Below are 15,160 nucleotides of genomic sequence, written 5' to 3'. Positions count from 1 at the left end.
GGGAGCCGGGCTTGCCCGCGATGAACGATGACGCGGTCTCTGATCAGAACTCCAATGTGCTGGACAGTGAGATCTGCCGCGAATCCCCCATCGACACAAAGAACCGGCTCGCCGCCGAGGTGTAGTAGGTGCGGTCAAACAGGTTCTTCACGTTGAGCTGAAACTTGACCTTCTGCCCTTCAACCTTGGTGTCGTAGGTGGCGAAGGCATCGGCCACGGTGTAGCTCGGCAGGTCGAAATCGTTGACGGCGTTACCCGCTCGCTCGCCGACATACCGCGCACCCGCGCCGACCCGCAATTGATCGCCGCCCACAATGGTGCCGAAGTCGTAGACCGCCGACAGCGAGCCACTGTTCTTGGCGACGTTTTGCAGTTTTTTGCCCTTGTAGATCGGGTCTTCGGTGACTTCGGCGTCGGTGTAGGCATAGCTGCCGATCATGCTCCAGCGATCACTGAGCTGACCGCTCAAATCCACTTCCAGACCCCGTGAGCGCACTTCGCCGGCGGCGCTGTAAATCGTCACCGGGCCTTCGGAGTTGGCCACCAGCACGTTGCGTTTCTTGATGTCGAACAGCGCGACGTTGCCGGTCACGCGCCCCGGCATATCAAGCTTGGCGCCGATTTCCCAGGACTTGGCTTCTTCCGGCGCAACGCTGCCATCCAGCACGGTGCTGCTGCCGCTCAACGGTGCGATGGTCGAGTTGGGTTTGAACGATTCGGTGTAGCTGCCGTAGAACGACAATTCATCGGTGAAGCGATAGACCAAACCGGCGCGCGGCACCCATTTCTGGCCGTTGCTGTCGGTGTTGGCCTGGAACGGCACACCTTTGCCGGCGTACTGGTCGTATTCCTGAAAGCGTGCGCCCGCGACGAAAATCCATTGATCGGTGAGGTGGATCGAGTCCTGCAGGAAGATCGAATCGCTGCGCAGTTCATCGGTCTGCGCACTGTCAGCCGGGCTGACGGTGGTGCCGGCGACTTCGCGGCCGTAGACCGGGTTGACGTAGCTGAAGGTGCTCAGGCTTTTCTGGCGGATCAGGTCTTCACGGTAGATCTTGCGGTATTCGTCATCGACGCCGAACACCAGGTCATGTTGCAGGCCCAGCACGTTCACATTGCCTTCGAGGCTGGCGGTGGTGAAACGGTCGGTGCTGATGGCGTTCTGGGTGCCGTCCATGCTGCGGGTCAGCGTGCCGCGTCGGGTGTCGATAGCGGTGACGCGCACCTGGCTGGCGTCGTAGGTTTCACGGTTCCAGCTGTAGCCGAAGTGGGCGTTCCAGTTGTCGTTGAGCTCGTGGTCGGCCTCGAAGTGGTACAGGTCCGAGCGACCTTCCATGTTGTTGAACGGCTCGTCCAGGCGTTCATTGCGCGAGATGTCCAACGGGTGGTTGGTGCGCGGATCGATGATCGTGCCGCGGTCGAACGGGGTCAGGAACTCGCGGTGTTCATAGGAGAACAACAGTTTGGTGCTTTCGCCGAACCAGGCCAGCGACGGCGCCACCAGCGTCTCGCGGTGGGTGCCGAAGTTGCGCCAGTAGTCCTCGTCTTCGTGGTCCAGCACCATGCGATAAGCGAAACCGGAATCACCGAGCGCACCGGTGCTGTCGAGGCCGCCGCCGCTGCCGTTTTTGCCGTCGCCGTAGGTCGAACCGCGCAGCGTCAGGGCGTTGTATTGCTCAAGTTCGGGTTTCTTGCTGACCATGTTGACCACGCCGCCCGGGTCCTGGATGCCGTACAGCAGCGAGGCCGGGCCCTTGAGCACTTCGACCCGGTCCACGGTCGCATTCATGCCGCGGCCCTGCACGATCGGCATGCCGTCGCGCATGATCGAGCCGTTACGGTTGTCGCCGAAACCGCGGGTCATCACCGAATCCTGGGTGCTCGCCAGCGTGTTGCCCTGGGTGATGCCGCTGACGTTGGCCAGCGCATCATCCAGATTGCGCGGTGCCTGATCGCGAATGACCTGGGCCGGAATGACGTTGACGGTCTGGGGGATTTCCTGGAGCAAGGCCGACGAGCGCATCACCGAACTGGTGGGCGGCGGCTGATAACTCATGGATTGATCGGCCACCGAATTGATGGTGGTGGTGCCCAGATTCAACGTGCCGGCGGTGGGCACAGGTTCAAGCACCAAGGTGTGGGCATCGCTACGGCGGAAAGTGAAACCCGAACCACTGAGCAAACGCTGCAGGGCCTGCTCGGCGCCCAACTGACCATTGACCGCCGGGGCGGTGAGGCCGTACGGCGCTTCATCGGTGTAGACCACGCTGATGCCGGTGACCCGGCTGAAGTCGCTCAAAGCCTGGGGCAGCGGCTTGGCCGCGATGGCAAAGCTGAACTGCGTAAGCGGCTGCGTGTTGGCCGCCTCAGCGGCGGATGCGACGCTCGATGGCAGCAAGGCCAACGCCGACATACTGAGTGCAGAGGCACCCAACCACTGTTTGACCGAACCCGATTTTGCCCTGGACTTCATTGCTCAATGACCTGTGTAGAACCTACGGGATGCGAATGACTCGCAGTTTCAGTCACTACACGGATGGGGGTCGGGTTTACCTCACCATAATTTTGAAAATAATTTTTTGCCGGGGGTTATGTGGTGTTTGGTCTGACGCCTTCGCGGGCAAGCCTCGCTCCTACAGGTTTGCGCGATCCTTGTAGGAGCGAGGCTTGCCCGCGAAGGCGCCAGTTGCCTCACCGCACAATAATCAGATGCCCCAAAACGCTGTGCTGCTCAAACCCCAAAACCCCTTGCAACGAACTCAACACCGCCTGCGGGTCCTTGCTCGGAAAACTGCCACTCACCCGCCGCGCCGCCAGTTCATCATTGAGCAGCACAATCCGCCCCGGGTAATACCGCCCCAAATCCTGCACCACATCGGCCAGGTTGGCCTTGTAGTAATTGAGCCAGCCCTGACGCCACGCCAGTTGCGCTTCGCTGTCGACGGCGTGCAGTTTTTCCGCCGAACCCTCGCCATACGCCACTTGCTGTCCAGCGGTCAGAACCTGCTGCTCGGCGTGCTTGTCCGCCGTCACGCCGACCCGCCCGGACAGCACCGTGACCTGCGCCCCGCGCGGTTGCAGGCGTACTTCAAACTGCGTGCCCAGCACCCGCGCCTGCCCCTTTTCAGCGTCGACCACAAACGGATCCCCCGTGTGGGTCACGCTGAAAAATCCGGCACCGCGACGCAGCTGAACGTGGCGTTCACCGCGACTGAAATCCACGGCGATGGCGCTGTCGGCGTCCAGCGTGACTTGCGACTGATCGGCCAGCGTCACGGTGCGAATTTCCCCCGGTGCGGACACATAGTCCGCCCCCAGATCATCGATCCAGCGCGCCGGCTGCCAACCCGCGCCGAGGCCGATCATCAGCACCAGGCACGCGGCCATGGCCAGAGCGCCAGACCAGCGCCGCACGCGGGTGTGTCGGGATCGGTTCATGGCATTGAGGTAACCCTGCAAGGCAAACGCGTCTTCATCGGCCAGGGTTCGCGCCGGCTCTTCACTCAATTCCCACAGCACTTGCGCCTGGGCGTAAGCCTCGGCGTGAGCGGGATCAGCCTGAAGCCAGCGGCTGAACGTGAGTTGATCGCCGCTGCTGGGCTGGTCGTGCAGCAGGCTCAGCCAGGCGAGCGCGGCCTGTTCCTGAGCGGGCGTCGGGATGACGCGGTCGAGCTGATTCACGGTGCTTTCCTTGGCGTGCGCGTTGGCGGTTCCTGCAGGCTGGCCTTGCAGGCATCGAGGGCGCGCATCATATGTTTTTCCACGGCGCTTTGGGACAGGCCCATGGCCTTGGCGATCTCGGCGTATTTACGGCCGTGGATGCGGTTGAGCAGAAAAATTTGCCGGGTGCGCTCCGGCAACGCGCGCAACGCCGCTTCGACGTGACGCAGGTCGTTGCCCGCCTCCAGCGCCGCTTGTGGTTCGCTGCCCTGGCTGTCCGGTTGATCCGGCATCCAGCCTTCGTTGACCCGCACTCGCGTGCCTTCACTGCGCAAATAGTCGATGGCAATGTTGCCGGCGCAACGCAGCAGGTAAGTGCTGAGTTCCTCGACCTGCACCAGCGGACGCCGCCAGAAACGCAGGAACAAGTCCTGCACCAGATCGGCGGCGGTCGCTCGGCAGCCGACACGCCGGCTCACCAGCGCTTCCATCTGCGAACGCTGGGACAGGAACACCTGAAGGAAATGCGCACGGGCGCCGCGATGTTCGTCGTCGCGGGATTCCGGGGGATCGGTGGTCATCATTGCGCAAACACGGCGACGGGGCTCGCGAGCAAGCTCAACCCGGCCAACGCCATGGCCAGGCGCGGGCGATACGGCATCAATAACACCAGCAGCAAGGCACTGAGCATCAACACCGCAAACCACTCCACCAACCCGAGCCCCCAACCGGTTTTCGCCACCGTCGCCCATAATGAAACCGCCAGCAGCAACCAGCCGCTCAGCTTGAACGTTTTGCGTCGCCGGGCTGACGACTTGCGCCCCAGCAGTTCGGCGTGATGCCGATCCATCGATAAACACAGCGCGGTGAAACCGCCGTAGCAGAGCAGCAGGGCCAACAACATTCAGTTCACCTTCTGCTCAAGCGTGATCGGTCGGGCTCGTTCTTTGGCGACGCGAACGGTCTGCCCGGCGTGCTGCATTTTCCACGCAGCCCAGGCCAGGAACAGGCCACTGCCCAGGCACGTCAAATCGAACCCGGCGAGCGTCCAGTCGCCTTGAGCCAGCGTCACGCCCAAGTGGTACGGCGTGGTCAACGCATTCAACAGCGGCACGCCGCAGAACAGCATCGCGGCCACCGCCAATTGCTCGCCCCATGCCACGCGACCACGGCGGAACACTGCGTGAACCACGCTCAAACCCCAGACAATGAAGAAGCTGTTCACTTCCCAATCCGCCCGGGTGGCCATCTCGACCGGCAGCAACCGATTGGCCCAGAAGAACGCCGCCACCGCGACCACCAGCCCGGACATGCTGGCAATGTTCAGCACTTCCACCAGCCGCAACTCGAAGGGCATCACGCCGCTTTTCACATGTTTGAGTTGGCGCTTGCCAAGCCAGATCACCAAACCGGTGCCGATCATCGCCGTGCTCGCCAACCCGCAAATGAAGTACAGCCAGCGCAGCACCGGGCTCGCGAAATGGCCCATGTGCAAGCCATAGAAACTGCCGGCGATGGCCATCGGCACCGGTTGCTGTGGCGTGGCACTGAGTTGCTGGCCGGTCACGCCGTGGAAGGTCACCGCGCTGCTCGCGTCGTAAATCACTCGGTCGGCGTCATCCCTTGAGACGACAATCGAGGCATTCGCATCCCCCGGATTGTTCACCGTCAGACGTTCCGCCCGGCCGCCCGACCACTGCGCCCGCGCCCGCTCCAGCAGCGGCGCCATCGGTGCCAGTTCCGCCGGTTTGCCGGCAAGCTCGGGCGTACTGGAGGCCGGGAACACCTCCGCGTAAAACGCGCGGGGATCCCCTTTGTACGAGGCCAGGATGCTCGCCGGCATCACCATCGCCATGAAAATCACCAGGCTGCTGTAAGTGATCATCAAGTGGAACGGCAACACCAGAACGCCCACCGCGTTATGCCCGTCCAGCCAGGAACGCTGGCCTTTGCGCGGGCGGAAGGTGAAGAAGTCCTTGAAAATTTTCTTGTGGGTGATGATCCCGGTGATCAGGCCGATGAACATCACCATGGCCGCGATGGTCGACAACCAGCGGCCCCACGGATAGGGCATTTGCAGCTGGAAGTGGAACCGATAGAAGAAGTCGCCACCCATGGATTCGCGACCCTGCACTTCGCTGCCGGTTTGCGCGTCGAGCAGTTTCTCGGTGAATTGCCCGCGCTCGCCGGGTTTGGCCGGGGTCTGTTGCCAGCGCACCGACAGGCCCGGTTCCCGGGCGCTCGGCAAGTCGATCAGCCAGCGGGAGGCACCCGCGGCGTGTTGCTGGAGGTAGTTTTGCGCCAGCGTCAGACTGGCTTCGGAGGTCACCGCACGCGCCGGAATCTCGGGCTGCATCCAGTGACTGATCTCGTCCTTGAAATAGGCGAGCGTGCCGGTCAGGAAAATCGCGAACAGCAACCAGCCGAAGGTCAGCCCGGCCCAAGTGTGCAACCAGGCCATCGCCTGACGAAATCCCTCTTTCATGCGTGGCCCATCCAACAAGCCAACCCTGCCACCGCCGCCAGCACCAGGCCCGGCACGATCAGCCCGAACCATGCTTGCCATGCGCTGCGACAGGCAAAACACCAGAGCACCGCGACCAGATAGACCAGAAACGAGGTCATCATCCCGGTCACCACCGCTTCGGCGCGGGCCATCGGCAACCATAAGCTCAGGCTGACGCTGGCCAGCGCCGCGACGATATAGCCGCCCAACACCGCGGCCAGCACCCGTGAAGTGACGGCCAATCGATAAGAAACGGGGAGCGTGCTGATTTTGCCTTTCATGTTTCGACCTTGAAACCGGGTGAGGCCGCATGAAAGTCATGGGGCCAACAAGGCCGTAATATTAATGATAAATATTCTCATACGCAAAACAGATCCGATTGCCGGGAGCCAAATCTGAAATCGAGCACATTTGTAGCGAGGGGGCTTGTCCCCGTTGGACTGCGGAGCAGTCCCAAAACCTGCAACCGGGTTCTATCAGGCAAACCGTGTCAGCCGGTCTGCGACTGCTTCGCAGCCGAACGGGACGGTGCGGCGCTCCGACAAGCTCCCTCGCCACAGGTAATCATGGAGCCAGCGGATTCGGTGCACACCCCAAACAAGAACGGGCCTGCATCAGCAGGCCCGTTTTCAGTGGAAAGGTAAAAAGTGAATCAGGCTTCAGCCGTTTTGAGCAGCCTGTTCGTTCTCGAGAAACTCGTCTTCCAGCAGCGCATCGGCAGCGACTCGTTCGAATGGCACAACAGCGGCACGTGGTTTGCCCCGCAGTTTGCCGAACAGATGCTCCAGCGCATGTTCAAGTTTTTCCGCCGCACCGTCGATCGCTTGCTCCAGGGTGTCAGCTTTATGAGTGACAGAAATCGGTTGGTGGCCTTTTGGCCGCGCTTCCAGCTGGCAGCGCATGTCATGGGGACCTGGCTTGTCGCCATTCTCGTCCCGCAGATGAACCTCGACGCGTGTCAGGTCCTCTTCATAACGTTCGAGCGTGCTCTCAATGGTAGTACGTACCCACTCCTCCAGTCGGATGCTGCTTTGAATATGGTTATCACTGTTGACTTGGATTTGCATAGTTCATCCCTTATTTCAGCTAGCTCGCGAGAGGCACATCGGCTGGCCCTTGGGCGTCATCACCGTGACCTCTTACTTACACAATCGGTCTGCGCGCAGAACATTTCAACCCCTAAAAAAAGATAAATATGGATTCGCAAAAAAAGCCGGACAACGGCCAAAAGCGCTGTTAAGGTCGGGAGTTGGGTCGCCCCTGCCTGATGACCCAAGCTGCTCACATCTGCCGCTCCGCCAACGGATGCAGGCTTCGAAATATCCCCGCCTCCTCCACCAGCCAGTCATGCACCGCGCGCACGCCCGGATGGCTCAGTGCCCCTGGCGCATAGAGCAGCACGTAACGTTTGTGATTGGGCACCGCCAGGCCGAACGGCACAATCAACGTCCCGCGCTCCAGCTCATCGTTGAGCAACGTTCGCCGCGCAATCGCCACGCCCATCCCGGCAATCGCCGCTTCGATAGTCAGGTGATTGCGGTTGAAGGTATGCCCGCGCCGCACGTCCGCGCCCTCGAAGCCGATGGCGTTGAGGTAGAACTCCCACTCCGCGTACTCGTAACTGCCGCGCCAGGCGGTGATGTCGTGCAACAGCGGAAAGTGCACCAGGCCCGCCGGACCGTGCAGCGGTGGCCGGCCGCGTAGCAAACTCGGGGCACAGACCGGGAAGATCTGCTCGTCGAGCAGGGTTGTGGATAACAACCCGGGATAACTGCCGTCGTTCAGGTCGATGGCCAAATCGAAGTCGCCTTCGTGCAATGGCACGCTGCTGTCCTCAGCCACCAGGCGCAATTGAATGTCCGGGAAGCGCTGTTGCAAGCGCGGCAGGCGCGGAGTCAGCCACTTGCTCAGGAACGATGGGATCGAGCGCACCCGCAAAATCCCGCTGATCATTCCGGCGTCCAGTCGTCGCAATTCCGCATCGATGCTGCCGTAAGCCTCGTTGACCGTAATGGCCAGTCGCTGGCCCTCGGCGCTCAATTCCACACCGCGGGCACGGCGGTGAAACAAGCGAAAGCCCAACCGTTCTTCCAGTTGACGGATTTGCTGACTGACCGCACCCGGCGTGATGTGCAGTTCTTCAGCACATCGGGTGAACGACAAGTGCCGCGCGGCACAGGAAAACACGTGCAGCCAGACATAAGTCTGGGCGTGCAATTGGCGACTCATTGTTTAGTCCTGCTAAAGGCTGTCTTAGGAAGTTTCGTTGGTCACGTAGGACCGAGGTAGGCAGTATCGCCGACATTGCGCTTGTCCTACAAAAATGGCAGCGATTTCTCTTCCATTGCTTGTATAGGCTTTAGCATGGCTATCAGTGTTTTCGATCTTTTCAAAGTCGGCATCGGTCCGTCCAGTTCCCACACCGTCGGCCCGATGCGCGCCGCCGCGACCTTCGCCCAGGCACTGATTGACCAGGATTTGCTCGACGCCGTCCGTCGGGTAGAAATTCGTCTGTACGGCTCCCTTTCGGCCACCGGCGTCGGCCACGCTACCGACCGTGCCTGCGTCATGGGCCTGATGGGCGAATGGCCGGACAGCATTGATCCGACCACCATCGACAGCCGAATCCAGACCTTGCGCGAAACCGGTGAACTGTCTCTGGCCGGCCACAAGACCATCGCCTTCAACTGGCAACGCGATCTCCTGCTGCTCGACGAGAGCCTGCCCTACCACCCCAACGCCATGTCTCTGACAGCCTTTGGCGAAACCGGTGAGTTGTCGGAGCAAACGTACTACTCGATTGGTGGCGGTTTCATCATCGAAGCGGCGGAAGCCGAGTCCGGCATTGCACCGGCCAGCGACGTGGTGCTGCCGTACGATTTCTCCAGCGCCGCCGAACTGCTCAAGCTCTGCAACCAGCACGGCCTGCGCGTTTCCGAGTTGATGATGGCCAACGAACGGGCGTGGCGCAGCGAAGCTGAAATCCGCCAGGGCCTGCTGCACATCTGGTCGGTGATGCGCGAGTGCGTCGAGCAAGGCCTGCGTCACGAGGGCATCTTGCCCGGCGGTCTGAATGTTCCGCGCCGCGCGGCGAAATTGCACCGCAGCCTGCTGGAAATCGGCAAGCCGAATGTCATCACGTCGACGCTGTCGGCCATGGAGTGGGTGAACCTGTTCGCCCTCGCCGTGAACGAAGAAAACGCAGCGGGCGGGCGCATGGTGACGGCACCGACCAACGGCGCGGCGGGGATCATTCCGGCGGTGCTGCACTACTACATGAAATTCAACCCGGACGCGTCGGACGATGACGTTGTGGCGTTCTTCTTGGGCGCTGCGGCTGTAGGCATTCTCTGCAAGAAAAACGCGTCCATCTCCGGCGCCGAAGTTGGCTGCCAGGGTGAAGTCGGCTCCGCCTGCGCCATGGCCGCCGCCGGTCTGGCCGACGTGCTCGGCGCCACGCCCGAGCAACTGGAAAACGCCGCCGAAATCGGCCTGGAACATAACCTCGGCCTGACCTGCGACCCGGTTGGCGGACTGGTGCAAGTGCCGTGCATCGAGCGCAACGCCATCGCTGCGGTGAAGGCGATCAACGCCACGCAAATGGCCCTGCGCGGCGACGGCAAACACTTCATTTCCCTGGACCGGGTGATCCGCACCATGCGTGATACCGGCGCCGACATGCATGACAAATACAAAGAGACTTCACGGGGCGGCCTGGCAGTGAGCTGGGTGGAGTGCTGACGAGCATTCCCTGACCGCCTGCAACACGTGAGCCCGAGCAAGAACAATAACGAGGCCAAACGATGACCGATGTACGTACACCTGCTGCCGAAAATCCCGCTGTAGACCTGACACGCAATAGCGAAATAACCCACAAGGGCTGGAGCAAACACGACACCACCTGGATGCTCGGCCTCTACGGCACGGCGATTGGCGCCGGTACGCTGTTCCTGCCGATCAACGCCGGCGTGGGGGGCTTCTGGCCGCTGCTGATCCTGGCGGTGCTGGCATTCCCGATGACCTTCTTCGCTCACCGGGGCCTGACCCGTTTCGTGCTGTCCGGTCGTTCGGGGGACATCACCGAAGTGGTGGAAGAACACTTCGGCATTGGCGCCGGCAAGCTGATCACGCTGCTGTATTTCTTCGCGATCTTCCCGATTCTGCTGGTGTACAGCGTGGCGCTGACCAACACTTTGAGCAGCTTCATGGAGCATCAATTGCACATCGCCCCGCCACCGCGAGCGATTCTGTCGCTGGCGCTGATTCTCGGTTTGATGGCGATTGTGCGTTGCGGTCAGGGCGTCATCGTCAAATGCATGAGCGTGCTGGTTTACCCGTTCGTCGCGGCGTTGCTGCTGCTCGGTGTCAGCCTGATCCCGAACTGGAACGGCGCGTTCTTCGCCACCGCCAGCGAAGGCATGCCGCTGCCGCTGTTCTTCAAAACCTTATGGCTGGCGATCCCGGTCATGGTGTTCTCGTTCAACCATTCGCCGATCATTTCCGCGTTTGCCGTTGACCAGAAACAGCGGTACGGCGAGCACGCCGAGCGAAAAAGCAGCGGCATCCTTGCCATCGCCCACGCCATGATGGTGGTGACGGTGATGTTCTTCTGCTTCAGCTGCGTGCTGGCTTTGTCTCCGGCTGATCTGGCGGCGGCGAAGGCACAGAACATCTCGATCCTGTCGTACCTGGCCAACCACTTCCAGACCCCGGTCATCGCTTATGCGGCGCCGCTGATTGCGCTGGTGGCGATCACCAAATCCTTTCTCGGCCATTACATCGGTGCCAGTGAAGGCTTTCAGGGCCTGATCGTGAAAAGCCTGCGCGGCCGTGGCCGGGTGATGTCGGCGAACTGGCTGAACCGCGTCACTGCGCTGTTCATGATTCTCAGCTGCTGGGCCGTGGCGACCTTCAACCCGAGCATCCTCGGCATGATCGAAACCCTCGGCGGGCCGATCATTGCGTGCCTGTTGTTCCTGATGCCGATGTACGCCATCCGCCGCGTGCCGGCCTTGCGCCAGTACTCAGGCCAGGCGTCGAACGTGTTCGTGGTGTTGATCGGTTTGATTGCACTGTCTGCGATCATCTACTCGTTCATGCCCTGAAACGGGCAGGCAAAAAGAAGGCGGGCCTCGGTGCCCGCCTCTTTTTTGCCGCGAACATTGTTCGACAGTTTTCCCGGCACGTCCCTTGCTATATCCCTATAGGGGGCTACCCAAGGCTGCTCCTCAAAGAAGCAAGCGATGATGGCGATATGGCTATGGAATGGCCGATGGTCTGGTACTGCGAACCAACCCGATCATGGCCAGTCAACTACTGCACGTTCAATCAGGCGGTGACGCATCATGGACAACCCTTTTCAGCTCATTACCGATGCCTTTGCGGCGGATTATCAGATCAACCTGAGCATTCAGGGTCTGGACGGCAGCATCATGCTGACCCTCTCCAACAGTGGCCACGTGGTTGCCAAACGGATGATCAGCGCCGAACAACGCAATGACCCCAAGCGCCTCAAGCGCCTGGTGCAAAGCATTCAGTTCGGCATCGCCATCGAACAGGGCCACAGCGCCATGTCGATCCTCGAAGCCATGACCGATGGCGACAATCGCAACCTGCCGCCACCCCAAGTCAAAGCCAAGCCCCGCCCGACCATGGGACTTTAGATTTCGCCCTTCTCCACCTCGGGGTGCTCACCGGAACCCGCACCGGTCTTGCGTTGCGGGTGTTCGATCTTCACCGAAGGGAATTGCGACGAAGCGTATCGCACCACCAGAATCGCAAACGCCAGCAGCAGAATCCCGCCGCACAGGTAGATGATGCCGAGGTCCGGCGGATTGTGGTGCGAGACGTTGGAAATCAGCAGTCGCGTCAGCGCCGTGATCGCCACGTAGATCAGGAAGCGCACCGGCATGTGGTTGGTCTTGAAGTAAATCCCGACCATCGCCCCCAGTTCCAGGTAGATGAACAGCAGCAAGATGTCATCGATCTTGATGTCCCCTTCTTCGATCATCCCCAGAAATTCCATCACCGCCGCCCAGGCGGTCACTGCACCGATGGCGAACAGCGCCAGGTAATGGAAGGTCTCGACGAACAGGTTGCCCAGGGACTCGGCCAGTTGATGCACGTTCTGCCGCAGGTTCTCGGCCCAGTTGATTTTCACGATGATTCTTCCTTAGCTCGGTTCGAGCGGATGATGCGGGTTTGACGTGACGGTTGTTCTGCATGCAGAAAAAAGGCCAGAGGCGCCTGCCACATGATGGCGAGATGCTCTAAAACGCGCTCCGTGGCGTTTGGTCGCACCCGCACCAGTCACCAACAACAAACCTGTAGGAGCGAGGCTTGCCCGCGAATGGGGACGACACGGTCCACCTGACAAACCCTGATTTCGGTCTACATTAAAAAGCCACTACCCAAAGCGCAGGGATTCGCTTATCCTTTTCGCTGTATATAAATACAGTGGTCGAAACAGACAACTAATGTGAAGGCATGTGAGGTGGTGAATGGCCGTCGAAGTGGTATACCGCAGCAGCCGAGATCTGGAGCGCTTGTTCATGGATAAAGCCGAAGCTGACCGTCATGACAAAATGCTCGAACTGGCTGAATTGCTGGCTGAAGTGTTGCAAAAAGCCGTTCCGTCCCTGACCGAACAGCAAGTGGAAGAAGCCGGGATCTACATGGCGAAGAATCGCGATGTGTTTGCCAAGGCGTTCAAGAGCCAGCCGGATGCTTTGTCCGAACTGCTGAATGCGCCGGCTGAAGTGGTTGAACAGGCTGAACCGGTCGAAGAAGGTGAAGCCGCTGCGCCGACCAAGCCAGCCAAAGCCGCCAAGACACCGAAGTAAGCAACGCCCGAATTGAATAGGCCCTGAGTCGAATGACTCAGGGCCTTTTTCATGTCTGCCGTTATGACATGGCTCAGCGGTACAGCACTTTTTCCGCCAACTCGTCCGCCACCCGTGCCGGAGAGCGTTTTTCCGCCTGGGCATGGGCGAACACTTCGGTCAGCCGTGAGGCGATTTTCGACAGGTGCGCGGTAATGGTCGTGAGCTCTTCGCCACGGTGTTTGAGCGAAACGTAGATCAGCCCGCCGGAATTGATCACGTAGTCCGGCGCATACAAAATGCCGCGCCGTTCCAGTTGATCGGCGACTTCCAGATGGGTCAGCTGATTGTTCGCAGAGCCGGCCACCGCCGAGCAGCGCAGTTGCGTCACGCTGTGGCTGTTGAGCACACCGCCCAGGCCGCAGGGCGCGAGAATGTCGCACGGTGTACTGAGCAACGCGTCATTGGCAATCGGGTGAGCCCCCAGTTGTTCCATCGCCAATTGCACCTTGCCGTGATCGATGTCGCTGACCAGCAGTTCGGCGCCGGCGGCGTGCAGCTGTTCGGCCAAGGCATAACCGACGTTGCCCAGGCCCTGGATAGCCACGCGCAGGCCTTCGAGGTTATCGCTACCCAGACGGGCCATGGCGGTGGCACGAATGCCGGTGAACACCCCCATCGCCGCGTGAGGTGCAGGGTCGCCCGCCGAAGTGGTACTGGTGACGTGTTGGGTCTGTTGGGCGATGCAATCCATGTCCGCCACTGAGGTGCCGCTGTCGATCGCGGTGATGTAGCGCCCGTCGAGCTGATTGATGCAGCGGCCGAAGGCTTCGAACAGCGCGGCGCGGTTTTCCACATGCACCGGTCGAACAATCACCGCCACCCCACCGCCCTGGGCCAGGCCGGCCAGTGCCGCCTTGTAACTCATGCCCTGCGCCAGGCGAATGGCATCCTCGACAGCAGACTCGTCGCTGGGATAGGCAAGGTAACGACATCCCCCCAGGGCGGGCCCCAGACGGCTGTTATGAATAGCAATGACCGCCTTCAACCCGGTGACCGGGTCGACGCTCAGATGCAGCGATTCAAGGCGAGTGCTTTGCATGAGAGCGAACATCTTCGGGCTCCCGAATCACTTCTTGTAGTCGCCAGTATAGGCTTGCGCGCAAAATTTGCAGAAGCGCACCGGAATAAGCAACACCGCGAAGCAGGCTTTCGGACATAACCTGATACCGCATGTTTGCAGCACTGGACGAACGCCGCAGACGAGGCTAAAACGAGTCATTGCCCGGAGATTTTGATGACCCCGCGCCAACGTTTTTTTGATTGCCTGCAACGATCACCGCCCGCGCTGTTCGAGGCCGCGCTGTGGATGGCGGCCGAGCACGACAAAGAGGTGAACCCCGAGAAAATACTGGCCGACTTCCGGGATCTGCAGCAGAGGGTCAGCTATGGCTTGCCGATGCTGCCGGTGAGCGAACTGGCCCAGCCGCTGTTGCGGCGCATGAATGACCTGGGGTTCGCCCAGGACGACTTCACGCCGTTGCGCCCGCAAGTGGCCCTGCTCAACAAAGTGCTGGAACTCAGGCGCGGCCAGCCGCTGTCTCTGGGGCTGATCGCACTGGAGTTGGCCAAACGCCTCGAGATCCCCTTGGTCGGGGTCAATTTCCCCGGCCACTTCCTGTTGCGGGTGCCGGGCGCCGATCACCTGCTGGACCCCTGCGGCGGGCGCCGCTTGTACCCCAACGATTGCCGTGAATTGCTGCAACGCCAGTACGGCCCGAACATGCAACTCAACGCCGAGCATTTGCTGACCGCAGAGCCAGCGCAGATGCTGCAACGGCTATCACGCAACCTGCGCCAGTTGCACCTCTCCCACGATGACTACATCGGCGCCCTGATCGACGCCGAACGCGTGCTGGAACTGGGTAACGCCAACGCTGCCGATTACCTGGCCCGGGCCAGCCTCTATCAACGGCTGGACTGCCCGAACGCCGAGCGTTTCGATCTGGAACATGCGCTGCTGCTCAGCGACGATCCGATCCAGCGGATTCGCCTGACTGAACGGCTGGGGCATCTGCCGCCAAACTCGATCGTCCATTGACGCCCCCCTGTAGGAGCGAGGCTTGCCCGCGAACCAGACGACTCGGCCTGTCAGAAATACCGCGTTATCGTT

At 60.9% G+C, this 15,160-nt stretch carries 14 protein-coding genes and 1 pseudogene; 5 read left to right on the top strand and 10 right to left on the bottom strand.

The genetic code is table 11. From position 1 onward, the window contains the following. Window positions 1-43: 43 nt before the first annotated feature. The 8 genes from ACIQV9_RS11780 to ACIQV9_RS11745 form a co-directional block, all read right to left on the bottom strand. Window positions 44-2,473, bottom strand: a complete 2,430-nt coding sequence (locus tag ACIQV9_RS11780) for a TonB-dependent siderophore receptor (RefSeq protein ID WP_403101293.1) — start codon at window positions 2,471-2,473, stop codon at window positions 44-46. Window positions 2,474-2,691: 218 nt separating this feature from the next. Continuing rightward, the gene (locus tag ACIQV9_RS11775) at window positions 2,692-3,681 is read right to left on the bottom strand and encodes a FecR family protein (protein ID WP_403101291.1); all 990 of its coding nucleotides are present in this window, start codon (window positions 3,679-3,681) and stop codon (window positions 2,692-2,694) included. Then, window positions 3,678-4,244, bottom strand: a complete 567-nt coding sequence (locus ACIQV9_RS11770) for an RNA polymerase sigma factor (RefSeq protein WP_403101289.1) — start codon at window positions 4,242-4,244, stop codon at window positions 3,678-3,680. Before ACIQV9_RS11770 ends, ACIQV9_RS11775 begins: the two co-directional genes overlap by 4 nt. Further along, window positions 4,241-4,564: a DUF3325 domain-containing protein gene (locus ACIQV9_RS11765; RefSeq protein ID WP_403101287.1), complete on the bottom strand. Its 324-nt coding sequence runs from the start codon at window positions 4,562-4,564 to the stop codon at window positions 4,241-4,243. Before ACIQV9_RS11765 ends, ACIQV9_RS11770 begins: the two co-directional genes overlap by 4 nt. Beyond that, entirely contained in the window at window positions 4,565-6,145 is a 1,581-nt protein-coding gene (locus ACIQV9_RS11760; protein WP_403101285.1) for a PepSY-associated TM helix domain-containing protein, read from the bottom strand. Then, window positions 6,142-6,447 (bottom strand): DUF3649 domain-containing protein, encoded by a 306-nt coding sequence (locus ACIQV9_RS11755; protein WP_403101283.1) that lies wholly within the window; start codon window positions 6,445-6,447, stop codon window positions 6,142-6,144. The genes ACIQV9_RS11760 and ACIQV9_RS11755 overlap by 4 nt, the downstream gene beginning before the upstream one ends. A gap of 378 nt (window positions 6,448-6,825) precedes the next feature. Continuing rightward, window positions 6,826-7,233, bottom strand: coding sequence for an HPF/RaiA family ribosome-associated protein (locus ACIQV9_RS11750; RefSeq protein ID WP_054049780.1), 408 nt, complete (start codon window positions 7,231-7,233; stop codon window positions 6,826-6,828). Window positions 7,234-7,447: 214 nt separating this feature from the next. Then, window positions 7,448-8,395: a LysR substrate-binding domain-containing protein gene (locus ACIQV9_RS11745; protein WP_010463175.1), complete on the bottom strand. Its 948-nt coding sequence runs from the start codon at window positions 8,393-8,395 to the stop codon at window positions 7,448-7,450. A gap of 135 nt (window positions 8,396-8,530) precedes the next feature. Here ACIQV9_RS11745 and ACIQV9_RS11740 point away from each other — a divergent pair, with 135 nt between their 5' ends. From ACIQV9_RS11740 to ACIQV9_RS11730, 3 genes are all read left to right on the top strand, one after another. After that, on the top strand, window positions 8,531-9,907 hold the full coding sequence (locus tag ACIQV9_RS11740; RefSeq protein ID WP_403101280.1) for an L-serine ammonia-lyase: 1,377 nt from the start codon (window positions 8,531-8,533) through the stop codon (window positions 9,905-9,907). A 62-nt stretch (window positions 9,908-9,969) separates the two neighbouring features. Further along, on the top strand, window positions 9,970-11,271 hold the full coding sequence (locus ACIQV9_RS11735) for an HAAAP family serine/threonine permease (protein ID WP_403101278.1): 1,302 nt from the start codon (window positions 9,970-9,972) through the stop codon (window positions 11,269-11,271). A 240-nt stretch (window positions 11,272-11,511) separates the two neighbouring features. Beyond that, window positions 11,512-11,829: a DUF3509 domain-containing protein gene (locus ACIQV9_RS11730; RefSeq protein ID WP_403101276.1), complete on the top strand. Its 318-nt coding sequence runs from the start codon at window positions 11,512-11,514 to the stop codon at window positions 11,827-11,829. On the opposite strand, the gene ACIQV9_RS11725 is transcribed toward ACIQV9_RS11730, so the two are convergent. Further along, a complete protein-coding gene (locus ACIQV9_RS11725) occupies window positions 11,826-12,326 on the bottom strand; it encodes a phosphate-starvation-inducible protein PsiE (protein WP_403101274.1) in 501 nt (166 codons plus the stop codon). The genes ACIQV9_RS11730 and ACIQV9_RS11725 overlap by 4 nt on opposite strands. A 340-nt stretch (window positions 12,327-12,666) precedes the next feature. Here ACIQV9_RS11725 and ACIQV9_RS11720 point away from each other — a divergent pair. Then, window positions 12,667-12,921: pseudogene (locus ACIQV9_RS11720) on the top strand (YebG family protein); the annotation flags it as partial. 160 nt (window positions 12,922-13,081) lie between these two features. On the opposite strand, the gene ACIQV9_RS11715 reads toward ACIQV9_RS11720, so the two are convergent. Then, window positions 13,082-14,101, bottom strand: coding sequence for a Glu/Leu/Phe/Val dehydrogenase dimerization domain-containing protein (locus ACIQV9_RS11715; protein ID WP_219095759.1), 1,020 nt, complete (start codon window positions 14,099-14,101; stop codon window positions 13,082-13,084). A gap of 183 nt (window positions 14,102-14,284) precedes the next feature. On the opposite strand from ACIQV9_RS11715, the gene ACIQV9_RS11710 reads away from it, so the two are divergent. Then, window positions 14,285-15,088 carry a SirB1 family protein gene (locus ACIQV9_RS11710; protein WP_403101272.1) on the top strand — a complete coding sequence of 268 codons (804 nt, stop codon included), beginning with the start codon at window positions 14,285-14,287 and terminating at the stop codon, window positions 15,086-15,088. Window positions 15,089-15,160 lie beyond the last annotated feature (72 nt).

This window comes from Pseudomonas sp. NPDC099000 (genome assembly GCF_044759925.1).
In the GTDB taxonomy this organism is placed as follows: domain Bacteria; phylum Pseudomonadota; class Gammaproteobacteria; order Pseudomonadales; family Pseudomonadaceae; genus Aquipseudomonas.
The sequence above is the reverse complement of the archived record's forward strand: the minus strand, read 5'-3'. Positions and strand labels throughout refer to the sequence as shown.

Bases quoted from the DNA above. Each gene is read 5' to 3' on its own strand.
- ACIQV9_RS11780 (WP_403101293.1), bottom strand. From the start codon at position 2,473: ATGAAGTCCAGGGCAAAATCGGGTTCGGTCAAACAGTGGTTGGGTGCC.
- ACIQV9_RS11770 (WP_403101289.1), bottom strand. From the start codon at position 4,244: ATGATGACCACCGATCCCCCGGAATCCCGCGACGACGAACATCGCGGC.
- ACIQV9_RS11765 (WP_403101287.1), bottom strand. From the start codon at position 4,564: ATGTTGTTGGCCCTGCTGCTCTGCTACGGCGGTTTCACCGCGCTGTGT.
- ACIQV9_RS11760 (WP_403101285.1), bottom strand. From the start codon at position 6,145: ATGAAAGAGGGATTTCGTCAGGCGATGGCCTGGTTGCACACTTGGGCC.
- ACIQV9_RS11755 (WP_403101283.1), bottom strand. From the start codon at position 6,447: ATGAAAGGCAAAATCAGCACGCTCCCCGTTTCTTATCGATTGGCCGTC.
- ACIQV9_RS11750 (WP_054049780.1), bottom strand. From the start codon at position 7,233: ATGCAAATCCAAGTCAACAGTGATAACCATATTCAAAGCAGCATCCGA.
- ACIQV9_RS11745 (WP_010463175.1), bottom strand. From the start codon at position 8,395: ATGAGTCGCCAATTGCACGCCCAGACTTATGTCTGGCTGCACGTGTTT.
- ACIQV9_RS11740 (WP_403101280.1), top strand. From the start codon at position 8,531: ATGGCTATCAGTGTTTTCGATCTTTTCAAAGTCGGCATCGGTCCGTCC.
- ACIQV9_RS11735 (WP_403101278.1), top strand. From the start codon at position 9,970: ATGACCGATGTACGTACACCTGCTGCCGAAAATCCCGCTGTAGACCTG.
- ACIQV9_RS11730 (WP_403101276.1), top strand. From the start codon at position 11,512: ATGGACAACCCTTTTCAGCTCATTACCGATGCCTTTGCGGCGGATTAT.
- ACIQV9_RS11715 (WP_219095759.1), bottom strand. From the start codon at position 14,101: ATGTTCGCTCTCATGCAAAGCACTCGCCTTGAATCGCTGCATCTGAGC.
- ACIQV9_RS11710 (WP_403101272.1), top strand. From the start codon at position 14,285: ATGACCCCGCGCCAACGTTTTTTTGATTGCCTGCAACGATCACCGCCC.